The 20729-nt window shown below is 38.4% G+C and carries 20 protein-coding genes, 2 riboswitches and 1 other annotated feature; of the genes, 11 read left to right on the top strand and 9 right to left on the bottom strand.

Going from position 1 to position 20729, the window contains the following annotated elements:
* Positions 1 to 60: 60 nt before the first annotated feature.
* Positions 61 to 263 (top strand) — a binding site (T-box leader).
* Between the two features lie 64 nt (positions 264 to 327).
* Positions 328 to 2016 (top strand): arginine--tRNA ligase, encoded by a 1689-nt coding sequence (gene argS / locus ACFSUL_RS00575; RefSeq protein WP_377931700.1) that lies wholly within the window; start codon positions 328 to 330, stop codon positions 2014 to 2016.
* A 54-nt stretch (positions 2017 to 2070) separates the two neighbouring features.
* Here the strand turns inward: argS and ACFSUL_RS00570 are convergent, their stop codons facing one another.
* Positions 2071 to 2616, bottom strand: coding sequence for a hypothetical protein (locus tag ACFSUL_RS00570; RefSeq protein WP_377931699.1), 546 nt, complete (start codon positions 2614 to 2616; stop codon positions 2071 to 2073).
* Between the two features lie 127 nt (positions 2617 to 2743).
* On the opposite strand from ACFSUL_RS00570, the gene ACFSUL_RS00565 reads away from it, so the two are divergent.
* Positions 2744 to 3322, top strand: a complete 579-nt coding sequence (locus ACFSUL_RS00565) for a YqaA family protein (RefSeq protein WP_377931698.1) — start codon at positions 2744 to 2746, stop codon at positions 3320 to 3322.
* Between the two features lie 241 nt (positions 3323 to 3563).
* On the opposite strand, the gene ACFSUL_RS00560 is transcribed toward ACFSUL_RS00565, so the two are convergent.
* Both ACFSUL_RS00560 and ACFSUL_RS00555 read right to left on the bottom strand, forming a co-directional pair.
* Positions 3564 to 3848 carry a hypothetical protein gene (locus ACFSUL_RS00560; RefSeq protein ID WP_377931697.1) on the bottom strand — a complete coding sequence of 95 codons (285 nt, stop codon included), beginning with the start codon at positions 3846 to 3848 and terminating at the stop codon, positions 3564 to 3566.
* A 79-nt stretch (positions 3849 to 3927) separates the two neighbouring features.
* Positions 3928 to 4068, bottom strand: a complete 141-nt coding sequence (locus ACFSUL_RS00555) for an Lmo0850 family protein (RefSeq protein ID WP_377931696.1) — start codon at positions 4066 to 4068, stop codon at positions 3928 to 3930.
* A gap of 280 nt (positions 4069 to 4348) precedes the next feature.
* On the opposite strand from ACFSUL_RS00555, the gene ACFSUL_RS00550 reads away from it, so the two are divergent.
* The 8 genes from ACFSUL_RS00550 (at position 4349) to ACFSUL_RS00515 (ending at position 12598) form a co-directional block, all read left to right on the top strand.
* The gene (locus tag ACFSUL_RS00550) at positions 4349 to 4858 is read left to right on the top strand and encodes a hypothetical protein (RefSeq protein WP_377931694.1); all 510 of its coding nucleotides are present in this window, start codon (positions 4349 to 4351) and stop codon (positions 4856 to 4858) included.
* Positions 4859 to 5028: 170 nt separating this feature from the next.
* Positions 5029 to 5445, top strand: a complete 417-nt coding sequence (locus ACFSUL_RS00545; protein WP_377931728.1) for a CBS domain-containing protein — start codon at positions 5029 to 5031, stop codon at positions 5443 to 5445.
* A 521-nt stretch (positions 5446 to 5966) separates the two neighbouring features.
* Complete coding sequence (locus tag ACFSUL_RS00540; RefSeq protein ID WP_377931692.1) at positions 5967 to 6128, top strand: hypothetical protein; 162 nt, start codon at positions 5967 to 5969, stop codon at positions 6126 to 6128.
* Between the two features lie 242 nt (positions 6129 to 6370).
* Positions 6371 to 7573: a DUF819 family protein gene (locus ACFSUL_RS00535; protein WP_377931690.1), complete on the top strand. Its 1203-nt coding sequence runs from the start codon at positions 6371 to 6373 to the stop codon at positions 7571 to 7573.
* A 296-nt stretch (positions 7574 to 7869) separates the two neighbouring features.
* Positions 7870 to 9363: an MDR family MFS transporter gene (locus tag ACFSUL_RS00530; protein ID WP_377931688.1), complete on the top strand. Its 1494-nt coding sequence runs from the start codon at positions 7870 to 7872 to the stop codon at positions 9361 to 9363.
* A 68-nt stretch (positions 9364 to 9431) separates the two neighbouring features.
* Positions 9432 to 9613, top strand: a riboswitch (cobalamin riboswitch).
* Between the two features lie 185 nt (positions 9614 to 9798).
* Positions 9799 to 10263: an acyl-CoA thioesterase gene (locus ACFSUL_RS00525; RefSeq protein WP_377931686.1), complete on the top strand. Its 465-nt coding sequence runs from the start codon at positions 9799 to 9801 to the stop codon at positions 10261 to 10263.
* A 258-nt stretch (positions 10264 to 10521) separates the two neighbouring features.
* Positions 10522 to 11967, top strand: coding sequence for a cardiolipin synthase (gene cls / locus ACFSUL_RS00520; protein ID WP_377931684.1), 1446 nt, complete (start codon positions 10522 to 10524; stop codon positions 11965 to 11967).
* A 370-nt stretch (positions 11968 to 12337) separates the two neighbouring features.
* Positions 12338 to 12598, top strand: a complete 261-nt coding sequence (locus ACFSUL_RS00515; RefSeq protein WP_377931682.1) for a YpbS family protein — start codon at positions 12338 to 12340, stop codon at positions 12596 to 12598.
* Between the two features lie 116 nt (positions 12599 to 12714).
* Here the strand turns inward: ACFSUL_RS00515 and ACFSUL_RS00510 are convergent, their stop codons facing one another.
* Positions 12715 to 13725 (bottom strand): NAD-dependent epimerase/dehydratase family protein, encoded by a 1011-nt coding sequence (locus tag ACFSUL_RS00510; protein WP_377931680.1) that lies wholly within the window; start codon positions 13723 to 13725, stop codon positions 12715 to 12717.
* Between the two features lie 311 nt (positions 13726 to 14036).
* Positions 14037 to 15224, bottom strand: coding sequence for an MFS transporter (locus ACFSUL_RS00505; protein ID WP_377931678.1), 1188 nt, complete (start codon positions 15222 to 15224; stop codon positions 14037 to 14039).
* A gap of 470 nt (positions 15225 to 15694) precedes the next feature.
* A riboswitch (SAM riboswitch) is annotated at positions 15695 to 15799 on the top strand.
* 245 nt (positions 15800 to 16044) lie between these two features.
* On the opposite strand from ACFSUL_RS00505, the gene ACFSUL_RS00500 reads away from it, so the two are divergent.
* Positions 16045 to 17340, top strand: coding sequence for a Na+/H+ antiporter NhaC family protein (locus tag ACFSUL_RS00500; RefSeq protein WP_377931676.1), 1296 nt, complete (start codon positions 16045 to 16047; stop codon positions 17338 to 17340).
* A 105-nt stretch (positions 17341 to 17445) separates the two neighbouring features.
* Here ACFSUL_RS00500 and ACFSUL_RS00495 read toward each other — a convergent pair whose 3' ends face one another.
* From ACFSUL_RS00495 to ACFSUL_RS00480, 4 genes are all read right to left on the bottom strand, one after another.
* Positions 17446 to 18201 (bottom strand): (S)-benzoin forming benzil reductase, encoded by a 756-nt coding sequence (locus ACFSUL_RS00495; RefSeq protein ID WP_377931674.1) that lies wholly within the window; start codon positions 18199 to 18201, stop codon positions 17446 to 17448.
* 459 nt (positions 18202 to 18660) lie between these two features.
* A complete protein-coding gene (locus tag ACFSUL_RS00490) occupies positions 18661 to 19248 on the bottom strand; it encodes a hypothetical protein (protein ID WP_377931672.1) in 588 nt (195 codons plus the stop codon).
* On the bottom strand, positions 19232 to 20017 hold the full coding sequence (locus ACFSUL_RS00485) for a divergent polysaccharide deacetylase family protein (RefSeq protein ID WP_377931670.1): 786 nt from the start codon (positions 20015 to 20017) through the stop codon (positions 19232 to 19234). Before ACFSUL_RS00485 ends, ACFSUL_RS00490 begins: the two co-directional genes overlap by 17 nt.
* 128 nt (positions 20018 to 20145) lie before the next feature.
* On the bottom strand, positions 20146 to 20727 hold the full coding sequence (locus ACFSUL_RS00480; protein WP_377931668.1) for a DNA-3-methyladenine glycosylase: 582 nt from the start codon (positions 20725 to 20727) through the stop codon (positions 20146 to 20148).
* Between the last annotated feature and the right edge of the window lie 2 nt (positions 20728 to 20729).

Below are 20729 nucleotides of genomic sequence, written 5' to 3'. Positions count from 1 at the left end.
GAGCGATTAGTGGCGGTGCTGTGAAGAATGAGCAGCATACCGCTACTAATAGCGGAATAAAAAAATTCTATGAAGAAGAGAGTAATTTTTTGTTGATCGGAAAGCGAGCTGGGGATGGTGAAAGCCCGGTGTGATGCATTAAATGAACCGCACTTCTGAGAAACCATGCTGAACAAAAGTAGGCTATGGTCGGGAAAGTCCCGTTATACAGTAAGCGCCCATTAGGGAAGCAGAGTGGTACCGCGGATAAATCCGTCTCTACATATAGTAGAGGCGGATTTTTTGTATTCTATTTGAGGAAAAATCAAACTTTGGAGGTTCAGGAATATGGATTTAAAATCAATTTTTTCTAAAAGCTTAAGCAGTTGTCTAAAAGGTTCCTTAACGAAAGACGAGATTCACTCATCTATTGAAGTTCCGAAACACACGCAGCATGGGGATCTTGCTTTTCCTTGTTTTCGATTGGCAAAAATAGAACGAAAAGCTCCCTCCGCTATCGCTGAACAACTAGCCGCATCCCTTCAAGCACCTGAGATCTCTAAGGTTACTGCCATTGGACCTTATGTGAATGTTACATTTGATCCAAAAACAGTCGGGAAGAAGATTGTTGACACCATTCTACAGCAAGGGTCTCAATATGGCTCTCATACATTTGGCAGCAGTAAAACAGTTGTGATAGATATGTCCTCGCCTAATATCGCAAAGCCTTTTTCCATGGGTCATTTACGCTCAACAGTTATTGGGAATTCTCTTGCTTTCATTGCAAACAAATGTGGCTATACCCCAATCCGAATAAATTATATAGGTGACTGGGGAACACAGTTCGGGAAACTAATTGTTGCTTTTAAGAAATGGGGAGATATCGATAAGGTAAAAGAAAACCCCATTGCAGAACTATTTACTCTTTATAAAAAATTTCATGAAGAGGCTGCTACTAATCCAGAGCTGGAAGCGGAAGGTAGACGTGCATTCAAGCTTTTAGAAGATGGAGAGGAAGAGATAACTAATCTGTGGAAATGGTTTCGTGATGAGTCACTGCAAGCTTTTAAAAAAATTTATCAATTGCTTGGCGTAGAGTTTGATTCCTACCATGGAGAAGCTTTTTTCAACGATAAAATGCAAGAGGTAATCGACCAGCTTAAAGAAAAACAATTATTAGAAACATCCCAAGGAGCAGAGGTTGTTCGTTTAGAGGACAAAGCACTCCCTCCGTGTTTAATTAAAAAATCAGACGGCGCTACATTGTATGCTACTAGAGATTTGGCTGCTGCACTGTACCGTCAGCGTGAGTATCACTTCCATAAAGCATTGTACGTTGTCGGTCAAGAACAAACGATACATTTTAAACAGATCACCTCTGTGCTAGGTAAATTAGGCTACGACTGGGCAGATAACATACAGCACATTCCTTTTGGTCTTTATTTAAAGGACGGCAAAAAAATGTCTACTAGAAAAGGAAGAGTTGTTCTGCTCGAAGAAGTGTTGCTTGAAGCAATCACCATGGCAAAATCCAATATTGAAGAGAAAAATCCACACCTGCAAAATGCCGAGGATGTTGCCAAATCTGTTGGTGTAGGTGCGATTATTTTTCATGATTTAAAAAATGACCGCCAGAATGACATTGAATTTTCACTTGAATCAATGCTGACATTTGAAGGCGAGACAGGTCCCTACATTCAATACGCAAATGCACGTGCTCACTCTATTTTACGAAAGTCTGGAGAGGCTACTTTTACAACTTTTGATGGATTAGAAGATGCAGAAAGCTGGGATATAATTAAGCTGCTCCGATTATTTCCGGAAGTTATTGAAAAAGCAAACCTTGCATCCTCCCCATCCTATATCGCCAAATACACTGTTGATTTGGCACAAAGCTTTAATAGATATTATGGAAAAACAAGAATACTACAACAAGACACTGAAAGGGAATCAAGATTGGCGTTAGTTAACGCCGTATCCATCGTCCTTACAGAAGCATTGAAACTATTAGGGTTAAAAGCTCCTGTCGAAATGTAAGAAATAAAAAAAGAAATTTTGTCGCTATTTCCCGAGAAATGAACTATTTCGTTTTTACTTGTTTGTCTCTCTAATAAAATAATATAACCCTATTAAAAGTGTTAAAATAAAAACTGCTATCCCCCATCCTTTCACTATTTCAACAACATCACTTTCAGTGGAGGCTACGATTGTTGTTGGGGGATCTCCTTTTCCTAATGCTTTTAGATCTTCGCCTGCCTCAGCAAGAATGGTGGTTCTACTGCATAAGGACACATACCATTCATTCCCTTGCTTTTGAGCATATACAAGGTACTCTCTATTTTTTTTAAATTCATATCCACATGATGCGGAATGTTGTTCTGTTTTTACAACTATACGATTCTCCTCTATCCCTTTCCAAATCTCCTGCACTTCCAACGTTACACTAACTTGAGAGCTTGAATTAGCGGAAGACGCCCCTGTTTTATCCTCCTCTACCTTTATCACTTTTCCACTAAAAACAGCACCTGCCTGTTGTAATTCCTTCTCAGGCGTATCTGGTGGAACACAGGAACAGGCATAGCCCTTTAAAGAAAAAAGAAAGAATATACTAATGAAAATAATAAAAATTCTCTTCATATTACTTCCTCCTTTTCGCTTGGACGTGATCGGTATTTGTTTCATTACAACTTTAGATTACGCTATACTAGAAAACATGATATACTTCATATGTTAAAAACGCATATTAAAGGAGCTTATATAGAATATGTCAGAACTGATTCATCAATTCGAAACATGGTTATTAGAATATGGGGTATGGGGATTAATTGTGGTAGCATTTACAGAATCATCTTTCTTTCCTATTCCACCAGATGTTATCTTGCTTCCCCTTGCTATCGCGAACCCGGATAATGCGTTGTATTACGCTTTATACACAACAATAGCATCGGTTTTAGGAGCATTATTAGGTTGGTTTATCGGAAAAAAACTAGGGCGTCCAATTCTTCGCTTTTTCATCTCTGAAGAAAAACTTCAAAAGGTAGAGGGCTATTTTAATAAATACGGTCCTTTAGCAATATTGGTTGCCGGCTTTACACCAATTCCATATAAAGTTTTCACCATTTTTGCTGGGGTATCAAAAATTAAAATAAGAGTTTTATTATTATGGTCATTAATAGGACGAGGCTTCCGCTTTTTCCTCGAAGGTGCAATCATCTTAGCCTTAGGGGAACAAGCAAAACCATTTATTGAAGAAAACTTTACTCTACTTACAGTCGCAGCAGGGGTCATTGTTATTGTCCTCTTCCTTGTGTATCGAGTTATTGCAAAAAGAAAAAAGAAATAAAGTGCGATGGGCTTTCATAAGCCCCGACAGTAGAGAAGGATAACCGACTAGCCGGTTATCCTTCTTTGCTTCTATACTCCTTACCTTTTGTTTAAATCATAAATAGAAAAAAGTAAGGGGCTGACTCAAAAAAGTGATAGATATTCACCTGAAGGGACCGTCCCTTTTGTTTTGGATGATACGGACCGTTTTAGCTATAGACGTTCCGGAAATCCGTTGATTTCTGAGTCAACCTCTTTACTTAGGCTGTATGCGAATCACCTTGAGGGTCTTGATGAATGGTTCGATAAGCAATTCCAAGTCTTCCTTTAATATAACTTTGTGGATCATAAGAGATATTTTCATTTTTCACTTTTTGGATTTCCGTTTCTGCGAACATCGCTAACGCACGGCATACTTGATCCAACGCAACTATAATATTTTGCGGATTCTGTAGGCGATTTTTCCCCATACAGTAATAAGATATTTCGTCTGCCCTTTTACGTATCTCCCGTAAGGTCTGGACATCATACATCGTTCGTTCCATATTTATCCCTCCAGTCATTACTTATTTATATAGGGAAAAATAAGGAATTATGTCTGTCCTTTTGTTTCAAGTAGGAGTACTAAGTAGTAAATGTTTTTGGAAGCGGTTCGTAAGCCTTTAAAGAATGAAAAATTTCTCTTCTTGACTTTGTTTTTGTTATAGTAACTCCAACCTTCGACAACTTGATAATGACCTGCTTTAATCGTTCATTCTCCTTCAATGAATTCACCCCGTTTGAAAAATAGTCGCTAATCATTTGTACGATTCGGAAGTAATAAAGTTTCAACTTTTTTAATAGATTTTCCGTGCTACATATTCCGTTATTTTATACCCTCTATTTTAATGATTAATCTTATTTTAGATGTTTTTTAAAATAATTAGCCATGGTGGACAGACCCATTGAACCCTTTTCTATTTTAGCTATTCTAACTTCTCTATTCTTCACATAAAGTGAAAGTACAAGTTATAGTTCTAAAATCTCTGCTCTGAGGAGGGACAGAATGAAAAGGTATTTTACCGCAATACTGTTATGTACATTATTCATTGTACCTTTAGTCTTTTCTTTAAATACAAAAGCGGAAGACCCCATTATAAACAGTATTGAAAAAGTCTTAACAGAGGAAGCCTACTATACAAAGGAAAGTGTAGCAGTAAAAGACTTTATCGATGTGCATACAGATGTAGCCATTAATGAGGAGGAAACAAAGGAATATAAGGTAAAAGTTCTTTTTGTCACTTATGAACAAACCCGTGATGATTTTTTTCAATTTCAGAAAGGAGAAATTTATTACTATAATCTAGACGAGGAAAAACTGTTAGATACTTCTTCTGTCATTATGAATGACGAATTAAAGAATTTTGCACAAGACCATAAAGAAGATGTGAAGAAACACCTCACTGCGGGTTCTCAATTCCTTTTCATTTTACTAGTATTCCTTTCTATACTTATTATCCCTTTTTTCGTCATGGTTTTTCATCATCTTGGTACATCTGACAACACTTCTCTTTAAAATTAACTCCTGACTCTTCTGACGGACTTAATATTTTTTTACTCACAACACACTGAGTATAAAAATCCCCCTAATATATTTTTGAAAATAATGGATAGTGACTATTTGAATAGAAAACGACTTCAACCAAATACTATATACGTACTGTCAATAATCATTAAGGGGGAGTTATAATGCAAGTACGTGATATTATGACAAGACATGTAGAAGCTTGTTCTAACCAGGACTCACTACAAGAAGTTGCTAGTAAAATGTCTTCTATGAATGTTGGAGCAATGCCTGTAGTGGAAAACGGCCAAGTAGTTGGAATGGTAACTGACCGTGACTTAACGATAAGAGGACTGACTCAGTCAAAACCAGGTGCTGTTTCACAAGTTATGACCCAAAATGCTGTAACCATTTCACCTGATGCCTCTGTTGAGTCAGCATCAGCACTAATGGCAGAACGCCAAATTCGTCGTCTGCCAGTTGTGGAGAATGGTCAGTTAGTTGGAATGTTAGCCCTAGGAGATTTGGCAGTACAACAGAAATCAGACAGAAGTGCAGGGGTTGCATTGAGTCAAATTTCTGAAAACCACCTTCACTAATAACAGAAAAAGGGTCGGCTATTTGCCGGCCTTTTTGTTGTTAAATTGCCCCGCTTTAGGATGGGAATTCCTACTTACAAAGAAAAATAAATCAGGAAATCTATCCAGTAAGCTCTCGCGACGGGACAATAGCTTCTAGATTTAAGTTCCTTGACTAAGTAGAGAAAAATGAACTTTATCTCCAATAAAAGTAAATTTGTCTAGAAAAGCAACAAGTTTGTCCAATATAGTTTAAATATTGTCCAGTAATCCATAAATTTTGTCTAGGAACCCTAGGAATTTGTCCAGTATCCGAAGAAAAGTGTCTAGGAACCTAGAAAGCCTCATTAGAATTCACTTCAAACACTTGCCTTCTCTCCCTAGGTAAAGTTAAAGCAAAGGTTACCCTCTTCAAAAATATCCAAAATGGACTATAAACACTATCTTTTCAACAATTTTTTTACATAAAAGCAGGATTTTCCTCTACCCTCCTTGAAAATAGTAATTACAACGTTCTAATCCGTTTAAAGAGGGGGATAAATATGAACTCTGTAAAAGATTATCGAAAAGAAGTTAGGAATTTCAAACGTGAAAACCAAAGGCAAATGTTCATGGACAACTTTTTTGACTTTCTATTTATGCTTTTTGGAATTTCCATGATAACTGGTATCCTCTTGTTTATATTGGATTATTGGAGTTATTAGTAAAGTTAAATAAAGATTATATCTAATCCCAAAAAAGCTTAATTTTAAGCTACCTTCTTAACCACCAACTAAACAACATTTAGTGAAATTGTCATGGATTCTCATGGCAATTTTTTATTGTCTAAATGCCTTTTGCATTAAAATGGAATCACTTTAAAAAGTATTTCCAAGATTCTAAAATCAACGGATAAAGCGTTTTCAATGTTATGATAGTAAAGTCTATTTTTTAAGGAGGTTTGAACATGATACTATTCAGTAGTCCTTTAATCCAAGAACCAATGGCAATCTTCGCATATTTAGCCGCTGTTGTAGGGCTTCTTTTTATTTTAGGGGAGTCAAAAATACCTTCTCTACAAAAGTTTTTTCATTATGCACCGCCATTAATTTGGGTTTATTTTATTCCAATGATTTCTACTACAGTTGGAATCATCCCCGATAGTTCCGCATTATACGATTTTACATCAACTTACATTTTGCCTGTGGGGTTATTGCTTCTACTATTATCGGCAAATGTTCCAGCAACATTAAAGCTTGGACCTAAAGCGATAGGCATGTTCCTTGCAGGTACATTTGGAGTCATCATCGGTGGTCCAATCGCATTAGCACTCTTCCAGCCTCTTCTACCTGAAGAAGCATGGACTGGGGTTGCCGCCCTAGCAGGTAGCTGGATTGGCGGAAGTGCAAATATGGCTGCATTGATTGAAGCAACCGGAACACCGAAGGAAATTCTATCTCCAATTATCGTTGTCGATACAGTTGTCGGCTATAGCTGGATGGGGATAATGATCTTCTTGGCTGGTTTCCAACACAAATTCAATAAATGGAACAAAGCGGACAACTCTGTCATTAAGAAAGTAAACGATGATATGAGTGAAATTGAACGCAAAAATTCTAGACCAATTACTGTACCACATCTTGCAGCTATTCTAGGCTTAGGGTTTGGTGTTGCCTACGTTATCCGTAAGTTCTCTGAAACGCTTCCGGAAACTTCTGTACTATCCGCTGGAACGTGGACAATTATGATTATTTCTGCGGTTGGGATTATCTTCTCATTCACAAAAGTAAGCAATTTAGAAAACTACGGTGCAAGTAAGATTGGTTACGCAGGGATTTACTTACTACTTGCAACAATTGGTGCAAAAGCAGATTTAATGTATGTTGTAGACGCACCTCAATATGTCCTTATGGGAATTGTTTGGCTAGCTATCCATGTCATTATTATCTTTTTAGCTGCTAGATTGCTTCGTGCTCCACTCTTCTTTGTTGCTGTAGGATCACAAGGTAATATCGGTGGGACAAGTTCTGCACCTGTTGTCGCTTCGGTATTCCAACCATCGTTAGCTCCTGTCGGGTTGTTAATGGGAATACTCGGGAATATTGTAGGTACCTATGCTGCTGTTTTATGTGCATATTTGGCAGAATGGGTCAGTGGTTTCTATTTTTAAAGTAAAAAGAGCATCGATTTTTTCGGTGCTCTTTCATTGTTTTTCTGACAAAAAGGCTCTAATTCTTTCATTTTTGCTGTAACTTCTTTTACGATCCACCTATTCTTCTTTAACAATATAAGGAATCGTTAGCTCCCTTCCTAGTGCCTTGACTAGTGAAAGAGGCAAATGTAACAATTTTCATATTCAGTTTTTATCTCCTTACAAAAATGTAATAATTAATTTCCTTCCAATTCAATCTTAGGTGTAGTAATATGTGGTTTTGCAGGAATACGCACAAACAAAGGAGAGTATAGATGGACGAAAATAAAGTACAATATGAATTTTTAGCGGATGACCCTAGTTTTAAGGTAAAACCAGTTATTATCTCCCTCATTATTGGTGCCTTTTTTGCGATTTTGAATGAAACATTATTGAATATCGCGTTAACAACCTTAATGAAAGAGTTCAGTATTTCTACTGCAACCGTACAGTGGATGGCGACTGGGTTTATGCTTGTAATGGGAATATTAACACCAGTTTCCGCTTTAATGCTTCAATCGTTTACAACGAGGAAAATGTTTATGGGAACGATGACGGTGTTTACGATTGGTACCGTAATATGTGCGATGGCACCGACATTTTCTATTCTTCTTGCGGGAAGATTGCTGCAAGCGGTTGGAACAGGGTTTTTAATCCCAATCATTTTTAATACATTTTTATTAATTTTCCCACCAGAGCGCCGCGGTGCCGTGATGGGAACAGTTGGACTTGTTATTATGTTTGCCCCGGCTATCGGTCCAACATTATCAGGAATTATTGTCGAACATTTAGGATGGAGATACCTATTTATTACGGTTATTCCATTTGCTCTTTTCTCCATCGCTTTTGCCTTTAAGTATTTGCAAAATGTTGGTGAAGTGACAAAGCCGAAAGTTGATGTCCTTTCCATTCTTCTTTCTACGTTAGGATTTGGTGGCGTTGTATTAGGTTTCAGCTTTGCTGGAGAAGGAGATGCAAGTTTTCTTGAACCGAAAGTTTTATTGCCAATTGTAATTGGCGCTGTATCATTAGTTTTATTTACAATCCGCCAGTTAAGACTAGAAGAACCTATGCTAGATGTAAGAGTATTTAAATACCCGATGTTCACACTAGCCGTTGTTTTATTTATCATTATCATTATGTCGATGTTTTCATCAGAAATTATTTTACCGATGTATATGCAAGGGCCATTAGCACTTTCCGCAGCGACCGCAGGGTTAGTTTTACTTCCAGGAAGTTTGTTGAATGGGTTAATGTCGCCAGTTATGGGAAAACTTTTCGATAAGTTCGGTCCACGGAAGTTAATGATCCCGGCAACATTCTTGCTAACAGGGGTTATGTTTGTATTAAGTCGAGTCGGAATTGATACACCTATTTGGGTCATAATCGCCTGTTATATCGTATTAATGCTTTCCGTTGCAGCGATTATGATGCCAGCGCAAACAAACGGATTAAACCAGCTGCCAAAACGATTGTATCCTCATGGAACGGCGATTATGAACACGTTGCAACCTGTGTCTGGTGCAATCGGGGTGTCTGTGTTTATTAGTATCATGACAGGAAGACGGCAAAGTTACTTGGAATCCTCCGCAACCCCAACGGACCCAGAAACAATAACTCAGTCATTCGTGGCTGGAGTTGAGCTTGTTTACCTTATCGCGCTAGGTTTTGCAATTGTCGGCTTTGTTGTATCGTTATTTGTAAAAAAAGCAACACCGGAAGATATAGCAGATGAGCAAGTTGTAACAGAGCAAGAACCTGTTCAATAAAAAACAGATTGTATTTAAAGGTTTCTACCTATATGATTAAATTAACGTTTACTTTATTGTAACTATTTTCATACCCCAATAAATATGGTGTCTACTATAGACTTAATAGGGAATCTGGTGAAAGTCCAGAACTGTTCCCGCAACTGTATGTGCTGACGAAATAAGAGAATCCACTGTCCGAGCAGGATGGGAAGGTCTTAGAGTAGAAGGAAGCACAAGTCAGGAGACCTGCCATATTTATGACGTGTTATCTTCTTCGGGAGTTGGGAAGATAGAACAAAGGTAGTTTACTAGGCAGGTAGTTTATCTCATTTGTCTATAATTTATCAATGTTTTCTCTTCCCCATCCTCTTTTTGAGTGATGGGGATTTTTGTTGGAAGAGAAACTATTACCCTCTCCCTCTCAAAAAAATTAGGAAATGAGGGATTAATGTCATGGAGAAGCTATCGTCAAATGATTCTAGAACAATCCAAACAAAACTAGTATTACCCCCGGATACAAATCATATGGGAACAATTTTTGGAGGCACAATATTGGCCTATATTGATGAGATCGCTGCAATATCCGCTATGAAACACAGTAAAATGGTCGTTGTCACCGCTTCTATCGACACAGTCAACTTCTTATCATCTGCAAAAGTTGGTGATATTTTAACGTTGGAAGCCTTCGTGATTTCTACTGGGAGAACATCAATGGAAGTGTATGTAAAAGTCGAGTGTGAAAACTTAAAAATGAGGTCGCGAACACTCACCACCACCTCAATTCTAACAATGGTGGCCATAGATGACGATGGAGCTCCAAGTGAGGTGCCAGGTGTTATCCCTCAAACAGAAGAAGAAAAAGAACTATTTGAAGATGCAAAAAAACGAAGGGAAAGACGTCTACAAATGAATAAGTAAACAAAAGGTCCGTCCCTCAGCACTTTAAAGCGGTAAGGGACGGACCTTTCACCTGTTTGAAACGGAAGAAATGTACTTTTTATAGGATAATTTCCATGTTCATTTATAATTCATTGAACCAAAAATATTTCTATCCTTTTTTCCACCATTTTTCGTATATACTATTTTTAGGAAGCTATATATGTTATATAAGAAGTGTACACATTTGGCACAACTATATGTACAGCTAGTGAAAGTTTCACTGAAGGAGCATAATTAATGGATATTTTAGCTATTTTATTAGGTGTTTTATTTGTTCTCAACGTAGCATTTGCTGCTGTTGTCATCTTTCTCGAAAGAAAAGATGCAGGAGCAACATGGGCTTGGTTGATGGTACTTTTGTTCATACCATTACTAGGATTTATCATGTATCTTATATTCGGACAAAACTTAAGTCGAAAACATTTATTTGAATGGGAAGATATTAATAAAATTGGAATTGAGGGGTTGATAGCAGAGCAAATAAAGCATCTCAAAAACCACGAGTTTCCTTTTAGAGAAGAAGCAACTTATAAGCATCAAGACTTAATATATATGCATCTAATCAACAATGGAGCAGTACTTACGCAAGAAAATTCAGTGGATATCTTTACCGATGGGAAAGAAAAATTTGACTCCTTATTAGCAGATATCGACAAAGCTGAAAATCATATACATCTGCAATATTATATTCTAAAAAAGGACAAACTTGGAAAAGGTATTGTTGATAAGCTTACGGAAAAAGCAAAACAAGGCGTCAGGGTCAGAATACTGTATGATGAAATGGGTTCTAGAGGAACAAGAAAAAAATTCTTTCGGGAGTTTATCGCTGCCGGTGGAGAAGTTGAAGTATTTTTTCCATCACGAATTCCCTTTATTAACCCAAGGATTAATTACCGAAATCACCGGAAACTTGTAATTATTGATGGTAAAGTCGGCTATGTCGGCGGATTTAATATCGGAGACGAATATTTAGGCTTAAATAAGCGATTTGGTTACTGGCGGGATACACACTTGAGAATTATCGGGCGGGCAGCACTAGCGATGCAAACTCGTTTCATACTTGATTGGAATCAGGCAAGCCGTTACAAGATTGCCTATAACACCCGCTACTTTCCGCAACACCATTTTGAAGGGAATGCCGGCATTCAAATTGTCACCTCTGGCCCTGATTCGGAATGGGAGCAAATAAAAAATGGATATATAAAATTGATTACAAGTGCGAAAAAGTCAATTTTCATTCAAACACCTTACTTTGTTCCAGACGCAAGCTTATTAGATTCATTAAGGATTGCCGCCCTTAGTGGAATTGATGTACGAATTATGATTCCTAACAAGCCTGATCACATGTTTGTATATTGGGCCACGTTCTCTTATATCGGCGAACTTTTAAAAGCAGGAGCGAGAATTTTCATTTATGAAAATGGATTTATTCATGCGAAAACGATCGTCGTCGATGATGAGCTTTCCTCTGTCGGTACCGCCAATATCGATGTAAGAAGTTTTAGGCTAAATTTTGAAGTAAATGCGTTTATCTATGATCGTCTTATTTCTAAGAACCTAGGTGACATCTTTGAAAACGATCTTCACCTAAGCCGTGAGCTTACAATTGAAGAATATCAAAAAAGAACATTAAAAATCCGTCTCAAAGAATCCGTTTCACGTTTGTTGTCACCGATTTTGTGAGTAAAAAGCAGCGGGGCATTACCGAATCCCGCTGCTTTTTACTGTATTCCTACCAATTTTCCTGATTCTACAACCTTAATTACAAACTTTCTCTCCCCTAGATTCCCTCCCTAAATGGACTTTCGCTTGTATCTAGCAACTTCTAACATCCTTGTTATTGGACAAACCTTTTGATATTTTAGACACTCTTTCCTATTTTCCGGACACTTTTCCAAGTTATTTGGACAAATAATCCGTTTTTTCAGACAAGCAATCCTTTTCACACTTAGCATCCTCATCTAAATATAGCCCACCACTATACAACCCAACCATTTTCGATGCATAATAGAAAGAGATATTTATCAGAGTATAACTTAGAGGAGTGAGGGCAATGAGCGTACATAAGGAAATATCCGCCCATTCTACAAAACAGCATCAAATCGCTAAGCAGTTTTGGGCATTAGATCAACAGCGGGAGCTTTATATAGAGGAAGCCGTTTCTCTATGCAAAGAAGGGAAAGAGTTTACCACAGATTCTATTAATTTAATTTCAAAAAGAATTAATGAGTTAGCAAAAAATGGCGTTGCTCCTACAAGGAAGTTTGTAACGCCTGAGATGGTACACGAATACGTACAAAAATTAGAAAAATGATTAAAGGTAAAACAATGCCTGGATCAGTCCCGATATCTGATCTTGCAGCACTAGGCATAAAATAGGCGAAAAAGGGAAATGACTTTAAACGTCAATTCCCTTTTTTGTAGTAACCATTATTCTTTTTTCTCATTTCTTCGTTTCCATTCATGCAGCAAAGAAGTCTCTTTATTGTGATCTAATCCTGCTTTTAGATCTTGAACGTCTCTCGCATTATGCCAATGCCATATATCTTCAATTGTTTCCACCGGTCTACGGAAGGTAAGGCCCTTATTGGTTGCTTTTAGAATATCAGCTAAAATATAACCGGCTGGATACTCATCATTTATTGGTACCCATAGCGGAAGCTCCGTAAACGGCTGCACACCTTGTTCGATAAGGAAGTCACTTCCAACCCAATCGATTTTCGTTGAATGGGTGGAAGTCCATTTATCGAGTGTATCAATGAGCTCCCCCATCGTATAATGCTCACTAGGTCCTGTTACATTATATGTGCCCGTTTCCTTCTTTTCTGCCATGTTTAAAGTCCATGTAACTAAATCACGGACATCTACCCATTGGACCTCTCTTGTTCCCGTACCAGGCACAAGGATTTCTCCACCTCTCGAAAAGCGGTCTACCCAATATGTGAATCGGTCTGTCGTATCATAAGGACCAACGATTAACCCTGGGCGAATAATAAGATTCTTGTCAGGGAGCTCACTTGTAACCACTTCTTCACAGAGAGCCTTAAGCGGACCATACGTCTCCCCTGTTACTTCTTCTATCTGCTCGTTCTCCAGTTTCCCTACCGGATCTCCTTCCGCTCTTCTTCCTTCTCGAAAATCTTTATAAACGGAAATGGATGAAATAAACACGTAATGACCGATATTCCCTTTTAAAGCCTCAATAGATTGCTCTACTACTCTAGGAACATACCCACTCGTATCGATAACAATATCCCATTGCTTTCCTTTTACGCTTTCTAAATTGCCATCCCGGTCTCCAATTAATTTCTCCACCTCTGGATAAAGCTCTGTATTTGTCTTTCCTCGATTAAATAACGTAACGTCAAAGCCTCTTTTTAATGACTCTTCTGTAAAATGCCTGCCAACAAACGATGTTCCACCTAGTATGAGAATCCTCATTGTACATTCTCCTTAATGGACTCCTTGTCCGTTAGTGTAACTTTACATACATATGCTTTTTCTGCTTCAAGAATACCAGCTTTACGTTTATCTTGTTCGTCGAACGAGACCGAAGAACTACTATTTTTTCATTTGTTCCATCCCATGTATGCAGGTATCCCACTATGAACATCTTTTCCATCTTAGTTATTAGCTAAACTCTTCAGAAATCCTTCTTTTTCATACAAAAAAAGTGCCCTCTACCATTCTATGACCTGTAGAGGACACCCATTATTGTTTTAAGGAAGTTAAATAAAAAATATATTTTTTATTTAACTGGATGCTTTTACATATGCTATTGTTTGATTTTTCTCCTCCTTCATTAACACAAAGCAAAGAAGAACACCAATGAAGGAAAGGAGGGCAAAGAATAAATACACAGCATAAATACTGAAGTTTTCCATTACAAATCCCCCAACAAAAGTACTGAACCAGTTCCCCAACCCGTTTCCAATTGCCGAGTAAATAGTAACGGCCGTTGCGGTAATATGAGCAGGAGTGATATCCCTAATATATTGCAACCCCGCAGGAATAAATAATCCAATTGCCAACCCTTGCATAACGGAAGAACCGTACACAAGCCATAAACTTGGTTCTGTAAAATAAAAGAGCCATCTGATAAGGGAAGCAGCTCCCGCAAGTAATGCCACTGTTAGTAAGCCGAACCTGTTTATCCAGTTTCCAGCCAATCTCATAAATGGCACCTCCGATAGTACCGCTATCAAAAACGCCAACCCAATTCCAGCATATGTTCCACCAGAATCTTCTACAAACAAACCAAAATACGTATTATTTGCAAGGTTGGGACCAAACACTAGAAAAGTAACTGCCAAGAATAAAAGAAACCTTTTTATTTTAAACAGCTCTTTTATCCCAGCTTTTAAATCTAATTTTACCGTTGCTTTCTCTTTAGGAAACCCAATAGATATAAATGCTGCAATAACCAAACAGGCAAAGAAGGAGTAGAAAATAATCGTCGGACCGATTGCCCCTTCTGAAAACCGCCCCATTAAAAAAACTGCCAATCCAAAGCCTAATGAACCATAAAGCCTAATATTGCCGTAATCATACCCTACTTTACTTGTATACTTTAAGCTAATACTATCTGAAACTGGAATAATCGCACTTTGAAAAACTGCTACTAAAAAAGCGACAAGAAAAAAGCCAATATAATTTCCTACTGGTAAATATCCTAGTGCAAACACTCCTGCTAAAAAGGTCGTAATCCCAAGAACCAGTGTAGGTCGATTTGTTTTGTCACTCACCATCCCCCAAAGTGGCTGGAAAAAGATCATCACAATGGGCCCAATCGACATAATCGTCCCTATTTGCGAACCACTAAGATGCGCTACTTCACTTAAATACACACTTAATAATGGAGTAAGACTTCCGACACCAAAAAAGGTAAGTAAATAAAAGCCTTTTAATGTGAAAATCTGGTTACGATTAGATTTATTCATTCTGTATCCCCCTGAAGCTTTTCCTAAAATGCTGGACTTTTATAAACATAAACATTATTTTACATTATCAGTCTAATATTAGATGGATACTGCTGGAATGTAAATAACATTTTTTTCTTTCTTTTATGAGTATTGCTTCTCCACTTGTTGCTAGTATTTAACATGAAAAAGCCTGTAGATAGTGGAATAAACATTCTTGAATCTATTATTGGACAAAGTTTAGGGGTTACTGGACACTTTCTCTATTATTCTAGACAATTCTATTGATTTATTGGACACCTTTCTATCTTTTCTAGACAAATTCTTTGGTTTTCTGGACAAACTACCTTTTTATGTAAAATCATACCTCCATTGTTAAGAACAGAAGGAACGTCTATTAAGCACAAAGATCAATATCCAACTGTTTCCGTTTGACTTTTTCTCTGAAACGCATTAAAGTATGGGAAGGAATTTTAATATATACGATTTTCTTCTTATCCAGAGAGGCGGAGGGACTGGTCCAATGAAGCCTCGGCAGCGGACTCTTTATGAGTGCTGTGCCACATCCAGCAAGCAAGTAGCTTGAACGATAAGAAGAGCGTTTCTTTTTATTGTGGAAACCTCTTCTTATTAGAAGGGGTTTTTTTAGCGAAAAGCGGAAGTGGCTCGTTTAGCTCGCGAAGAAAATAGGGATTACCCTCCAAAGGCGTCTTTTGCCTTTTGAGGGTAATCATCTTTTTCACAGCGAGCTAGCCGCTGGAGCTAGACAAGCGAAAAGCGGAAGTGGCTCGTTTAGCTCGCTGAAGCTAGACAACATGAAAATTAAAAAGGAGTGCTTAACTTGGATTCTCAAAAAGGTAGTTTGTTGGCTTTACTGCCATTAGTTATATTTATTGCGTTGTTTTTAGGTGCAGGGATTATTACCGGGGACTTTTATGCTTTTCCAGTACTTGCAGCTATATTAATCGCTGCTATTGTAGCCTTAGTGATGAACAGGAAAGAATCGCTTTCTACTAAAATTGAATTGTTCGCGAAGGGTACTGGTCACACAGATATTATCATTATGGTATTTATCTTTTTATTAGCAGGGGCCTTTTCTGAGTCTGCTAGTAGAATGGGTGCAGTGGATTCTACGGTAAACCTTTCATTATCTTTTATCCCAGAAAACATGTTGATTGCAGGCTTGTTCATTATCGCTGCATTCGTCTCGCTTTCGATGGGGACTTCGATGGGAACAATTGCTGCACTTGCACCGATTGGACTTGGCATTAGTACACAAACAGATATTTCTTCCACACTAGCGATGGCAACGGTTATCGGAGGAGCTATGTTTGGTGACAACTTATCGTTTATTTCCGATACGACAATTGCAGCTGTTAGAACACAACAAACTGAAATGAAAGATAAATTCAAAGTAAACTTTTTCATCGTCTTACCTGCAGCAATTGTAACGGTTATTATTTTGCTTATTATGACACAAGGGAATCAAACGACAGTTAATGTTGGTGACTTCGATGCGATAAAAATTATTCCTTACTTGGGAGTTTTGATTGGAGCACTCATTGGATTGAATGTGTTCGTCGTCTTACTTGGAGGTATTTTACTTTCCGGGATCATCGGTTTTATTGATGGGAGCTTCACATTTTCTTCCTACCTTCAAAGTATAACGGAAGGAATGCTTGGTATGGGAGAAACCGCCTTTCTCGCTATGCTTATCGGTGGTGTTGTCGAAATCATTCGTCATAACGGTGGTATCCAAGCGTTACTTTACTATATGACAAGAAATGTTCGTTCGCATAAAGGGGCACAACTTGCAATGGCTGGGTTGGTCAGTTCTACTAATCTTTCAACTGCCAACAATACTATCTCTATTATTATTGCCGGTCCTCTAGCAAAAAACATTGCGGACAAGTACGAAGTTGATCGTCGTAAATCAGCAAGTATTTTAGACATTTTTTCCTGTGCTGTTCAGGGGTTGCTTCCTTACGGGGCACAAATGCTAGTTGCAGCGGAAGTAGCGGGAATTTCCCCTGTTAGTATCCTTTCCTATGCATTTTATCCAATCCTCATTGCCATATGTGGTATAATAGCAATCTATTTGGACTTTCCGAAGTTCACACGGAAAAAAGTAGCATAACTATTTCAGCCTGCATCGACCAATAGGTCAGTGCAGGCTTTTTATTTCGGAATAAACAGGGAGAAAAGGCTTCTAAGCCCGTTTACACCTTTTATTCATTGCAACTTATAGCAAGTTATTCACGTGATATAATTTCCCGCTTTCTATTTTGTCCCCTAACAGTAATCCCATTAATGCTTGAGCTACTGTATCTGTATCACGAAGCATTCCTTCTTTTTTATATCGTTGAAACTTCTCTATGTCATCAAAAGATTCCTTTGTAGAGGAGCGGATTGTTCCTTGCATGTCGGTATCCATAATTCCTGGGCTGAAAGCAATCGCTTTATGTTTACTATGATTTTTGGAAAGTTCGAGTGCAACTGTTTCCGTGAACATATTTAATCCCGCTTTCGTTGTGCAATATGTACCCCAACCATGTACCGGACGGCTTCCTGCACCTGAACTAATATTGACAATTATGAGTTCTGCCTTGCTTTCCGTCGCTGCATGTAGCATTTCATTTGTAGCAATCATCGGAGAAAGCAAGTTGACATGAAGACTGTCTTCCATTGCTTTCGTATCTAGCTGCCCTACTTGACCAATCGGTGTTACAAGACCAGCATTTTGAACAAAATATACTTTGTTTACATCTTCATTGAACACGACGGAAGCTACTTCTTTAAAAACCTTTTCCGTTTCTAATCCTACAGACAAGTCACAAAAGAAATGCTGAAAAGGTAATCCTTTTTCCGCTGCCAGCTTTTCAAGTTGTTCATTTTTTGATCGAGAAATGGTAATTAATGCTGTATTACTTTCGAGAAATAGCTTACCGATGGATTCACCAAGACCTCTCGAAGCGCCAGTCACTATCGCATAATTCATTTTCATCCGCTCCCTTATTTAATCTACCTATTCATCTTAGAATTTTTTCTTTTTATTAAGCTCTTTTCTCATAGATTGTTGTTTTCAGCTATGGATTTTACCCGTTGATTTCCGATACGGGCACAAGACTCCTTGGGGAGGAATGGGAGCCTCCTCGGCTTCTCGCCTGTGGGGTCTCCCACTTCCCTCTCTTCCCGCAGGAGTCAAGTGCCCTCCGTTCCAATCAACTTAGTAGGTCCAACTTAGTTTTCAGTTAAAAAGCAACACTCTTTACGAAAAACTCACATGGTAGATGAAACCAAGCCGCCACTATCTAATATAAAAAAAGCAAATTTAGTGCCAAAGTGGTATAGAATCGATTCATTTTGGTTACCCTAAACGATTTTACGATGCTTAAAAATACTTTTTTTCATACAAACAACCTTTTATTAAAATGCACCTTTGCACTAAACAATGAAATTATATAAAAATGTATCGAACAATGGGAAGAAATATGCCTATTTTCTTCACGAGTTGGTCGAGCCGCTTCCGCTTTTCTTTATGGCCAGCTTCAGCGGCTAGCTCGCTGTGAAAAAGATGATTTCCCTCTAAAGGCAAAAAGCGCCTTTTGAGGGTAATCCCTATTTTCTTCGCGAGCTGGTCGAGCCGCTTCCGCTTTTCTTTATGGCCAGCTTCAGCGGCTAGCTCGCTGTGAAAAAGATGATTTCCCTCTAAAGGCAAAAGGCGCCTTTTGAGGGTAATCCCTATTTTCTTCGCGAGCTGAACGAGCCGCTTCCGCTTTTCTTTATGGCCAGCTTCAGCGGCTAGCTCGCTGTGAAAAAGATGATTTCCTTCTAAAGGCAAAAGGCGCCTTTTGAGGGTAATCCCTATTTTCTTCGCGAGCTGAACGAGCCGCTTCCGCTTTTCTTTATGGCCAGCTTCAGCGGCTAGCTCGCTGTGAAAAAGATGATTTCCCTCTAAAGGCAAAAGGCGCCTTTTGAGGGTAATCCCTATTTTCTTCGCGAGCTGAACGAGCCGCTTCCGCTTTTCTTTATGGCATGCTCTCATCTATTAGATGATATTCCTGGATTAGGTCTGATAATGGTACGATGTTGGCTTTTTGTTTATATAGCGGAAGAAACTCTGCTAAGGTTGTAGCAACTTTTTCTCCTGGTATGCCAACATGTCCGATTGCAATTGCTTGAACATCTTCCTCTAAATTTTGTGATAGCTTTCTTGCTTGTTTCACTATATGTTGAATCGTATAAATATCGTCAAAAAATAAGTTATTTTCTAAATAGGGTACTCCTAGTTCTTTTGCCATTTTAGGGATGACACTTTTCCCTGTTGTTTTACTATCAAGATAGTAAAATCCACGTTCTTTACAAACTTCAAGTACTATTCTCATTACCCTTTCGTCTGCTGTTGCTTTTGATCCCATATGATGGTTAATTCCTACCGCGTGAGGAACCCCATCTATAGCGGCCTCTACTCTTTTTCTAATCTCCTTATCACTTAAGTCAGTTGTGATGGCACCTGGCCCTAACCAACTCTTCTTGCCAGAAATTGGCTCCATCGGTAAATGTACAATTACTTCATGACCAAGTTGATGGGCTTTTTTTGCATCTTTCTCTGAGGTCGATAAAAAAGGCATAATCGCTACCGTTAACGTCACAGGAAGCTGTAAAATTTGATCCGTTCCTTTCATATTATTGCCAAGGTCATCAATAACAATGGCTAACTCTTTTCCATGTGCCTCGTGCAGTAATATATTTCGTGCAGAAGCTGCAGAAGAAAAACAAGAAAAGAACATGATAATTAAAAGGAAGTATTTCATCCAAGTCACTCCTTAAATGAACAACTTAAGTGTAAGCTGCTTTTTCTTTTATCATGCCCGCATTAATAGAAACCTTGCAGTTATTTACTTTTCAAAGTTGTTCGAGTTACTTCCACAGCTGACTTGCATCACCTTGACACATACTGATTATCCTTCACCCAAAATCTCCAAGGATAATCACGTGCCTCTCCTGTATTTTCAATGCCTACTCTTTTGCCTACTGCAATTTCTGTTGGTTTATATCCTTCTGCTAGGAATAGCGGAGGAGCTGTAAAATGATGACCGTAATCTTCCATTGTAATTCCTAACGCCTTTGTTAGTTTCCCAGGTCCGTTTGTCCAATTTTTTCTCGGCTGTTTTGCTCTTCTCTTTTCCATTAATGGTATCCCCTCGTAAGGTTCCACGGCACGAATCAACACTGCTTCTGGTTTTTCAACTGGTCCACTTACCACATTTACAAGACAGTGCGTATGCATGGCATATGTATACACGAATCCCGCTTCACCAAACATTACTTCTGTCCGTTTCGTGCGTCGATTTTGATAACTATGTGCAGCCCGATCCTCTGGTCCTAGGTATGCCTCTGTTTCCACTATATACCCCGAAGCTGTCCCTTCAGGTGTTTCTTTTATAAGTAAACAACCTAGGAGCGATTCTGCCAGCTGCAATGTCGGTTGCTCATAAAACGACTTTGGTAAAATGTTGTACATGC

The organism is Bacillus seohaeanensis (genome assembly GCF_042684945.1).
Taxonomy (GTDB): Bacteria; Bacillota; Bacilli; order Bacillales; family Bacillaceae_B; genus Rossellomorea; species Rossellomorea seohaeanensis.
This window is presented reverse-complemented; position numbering and strand designations above follow the sequence as displayed.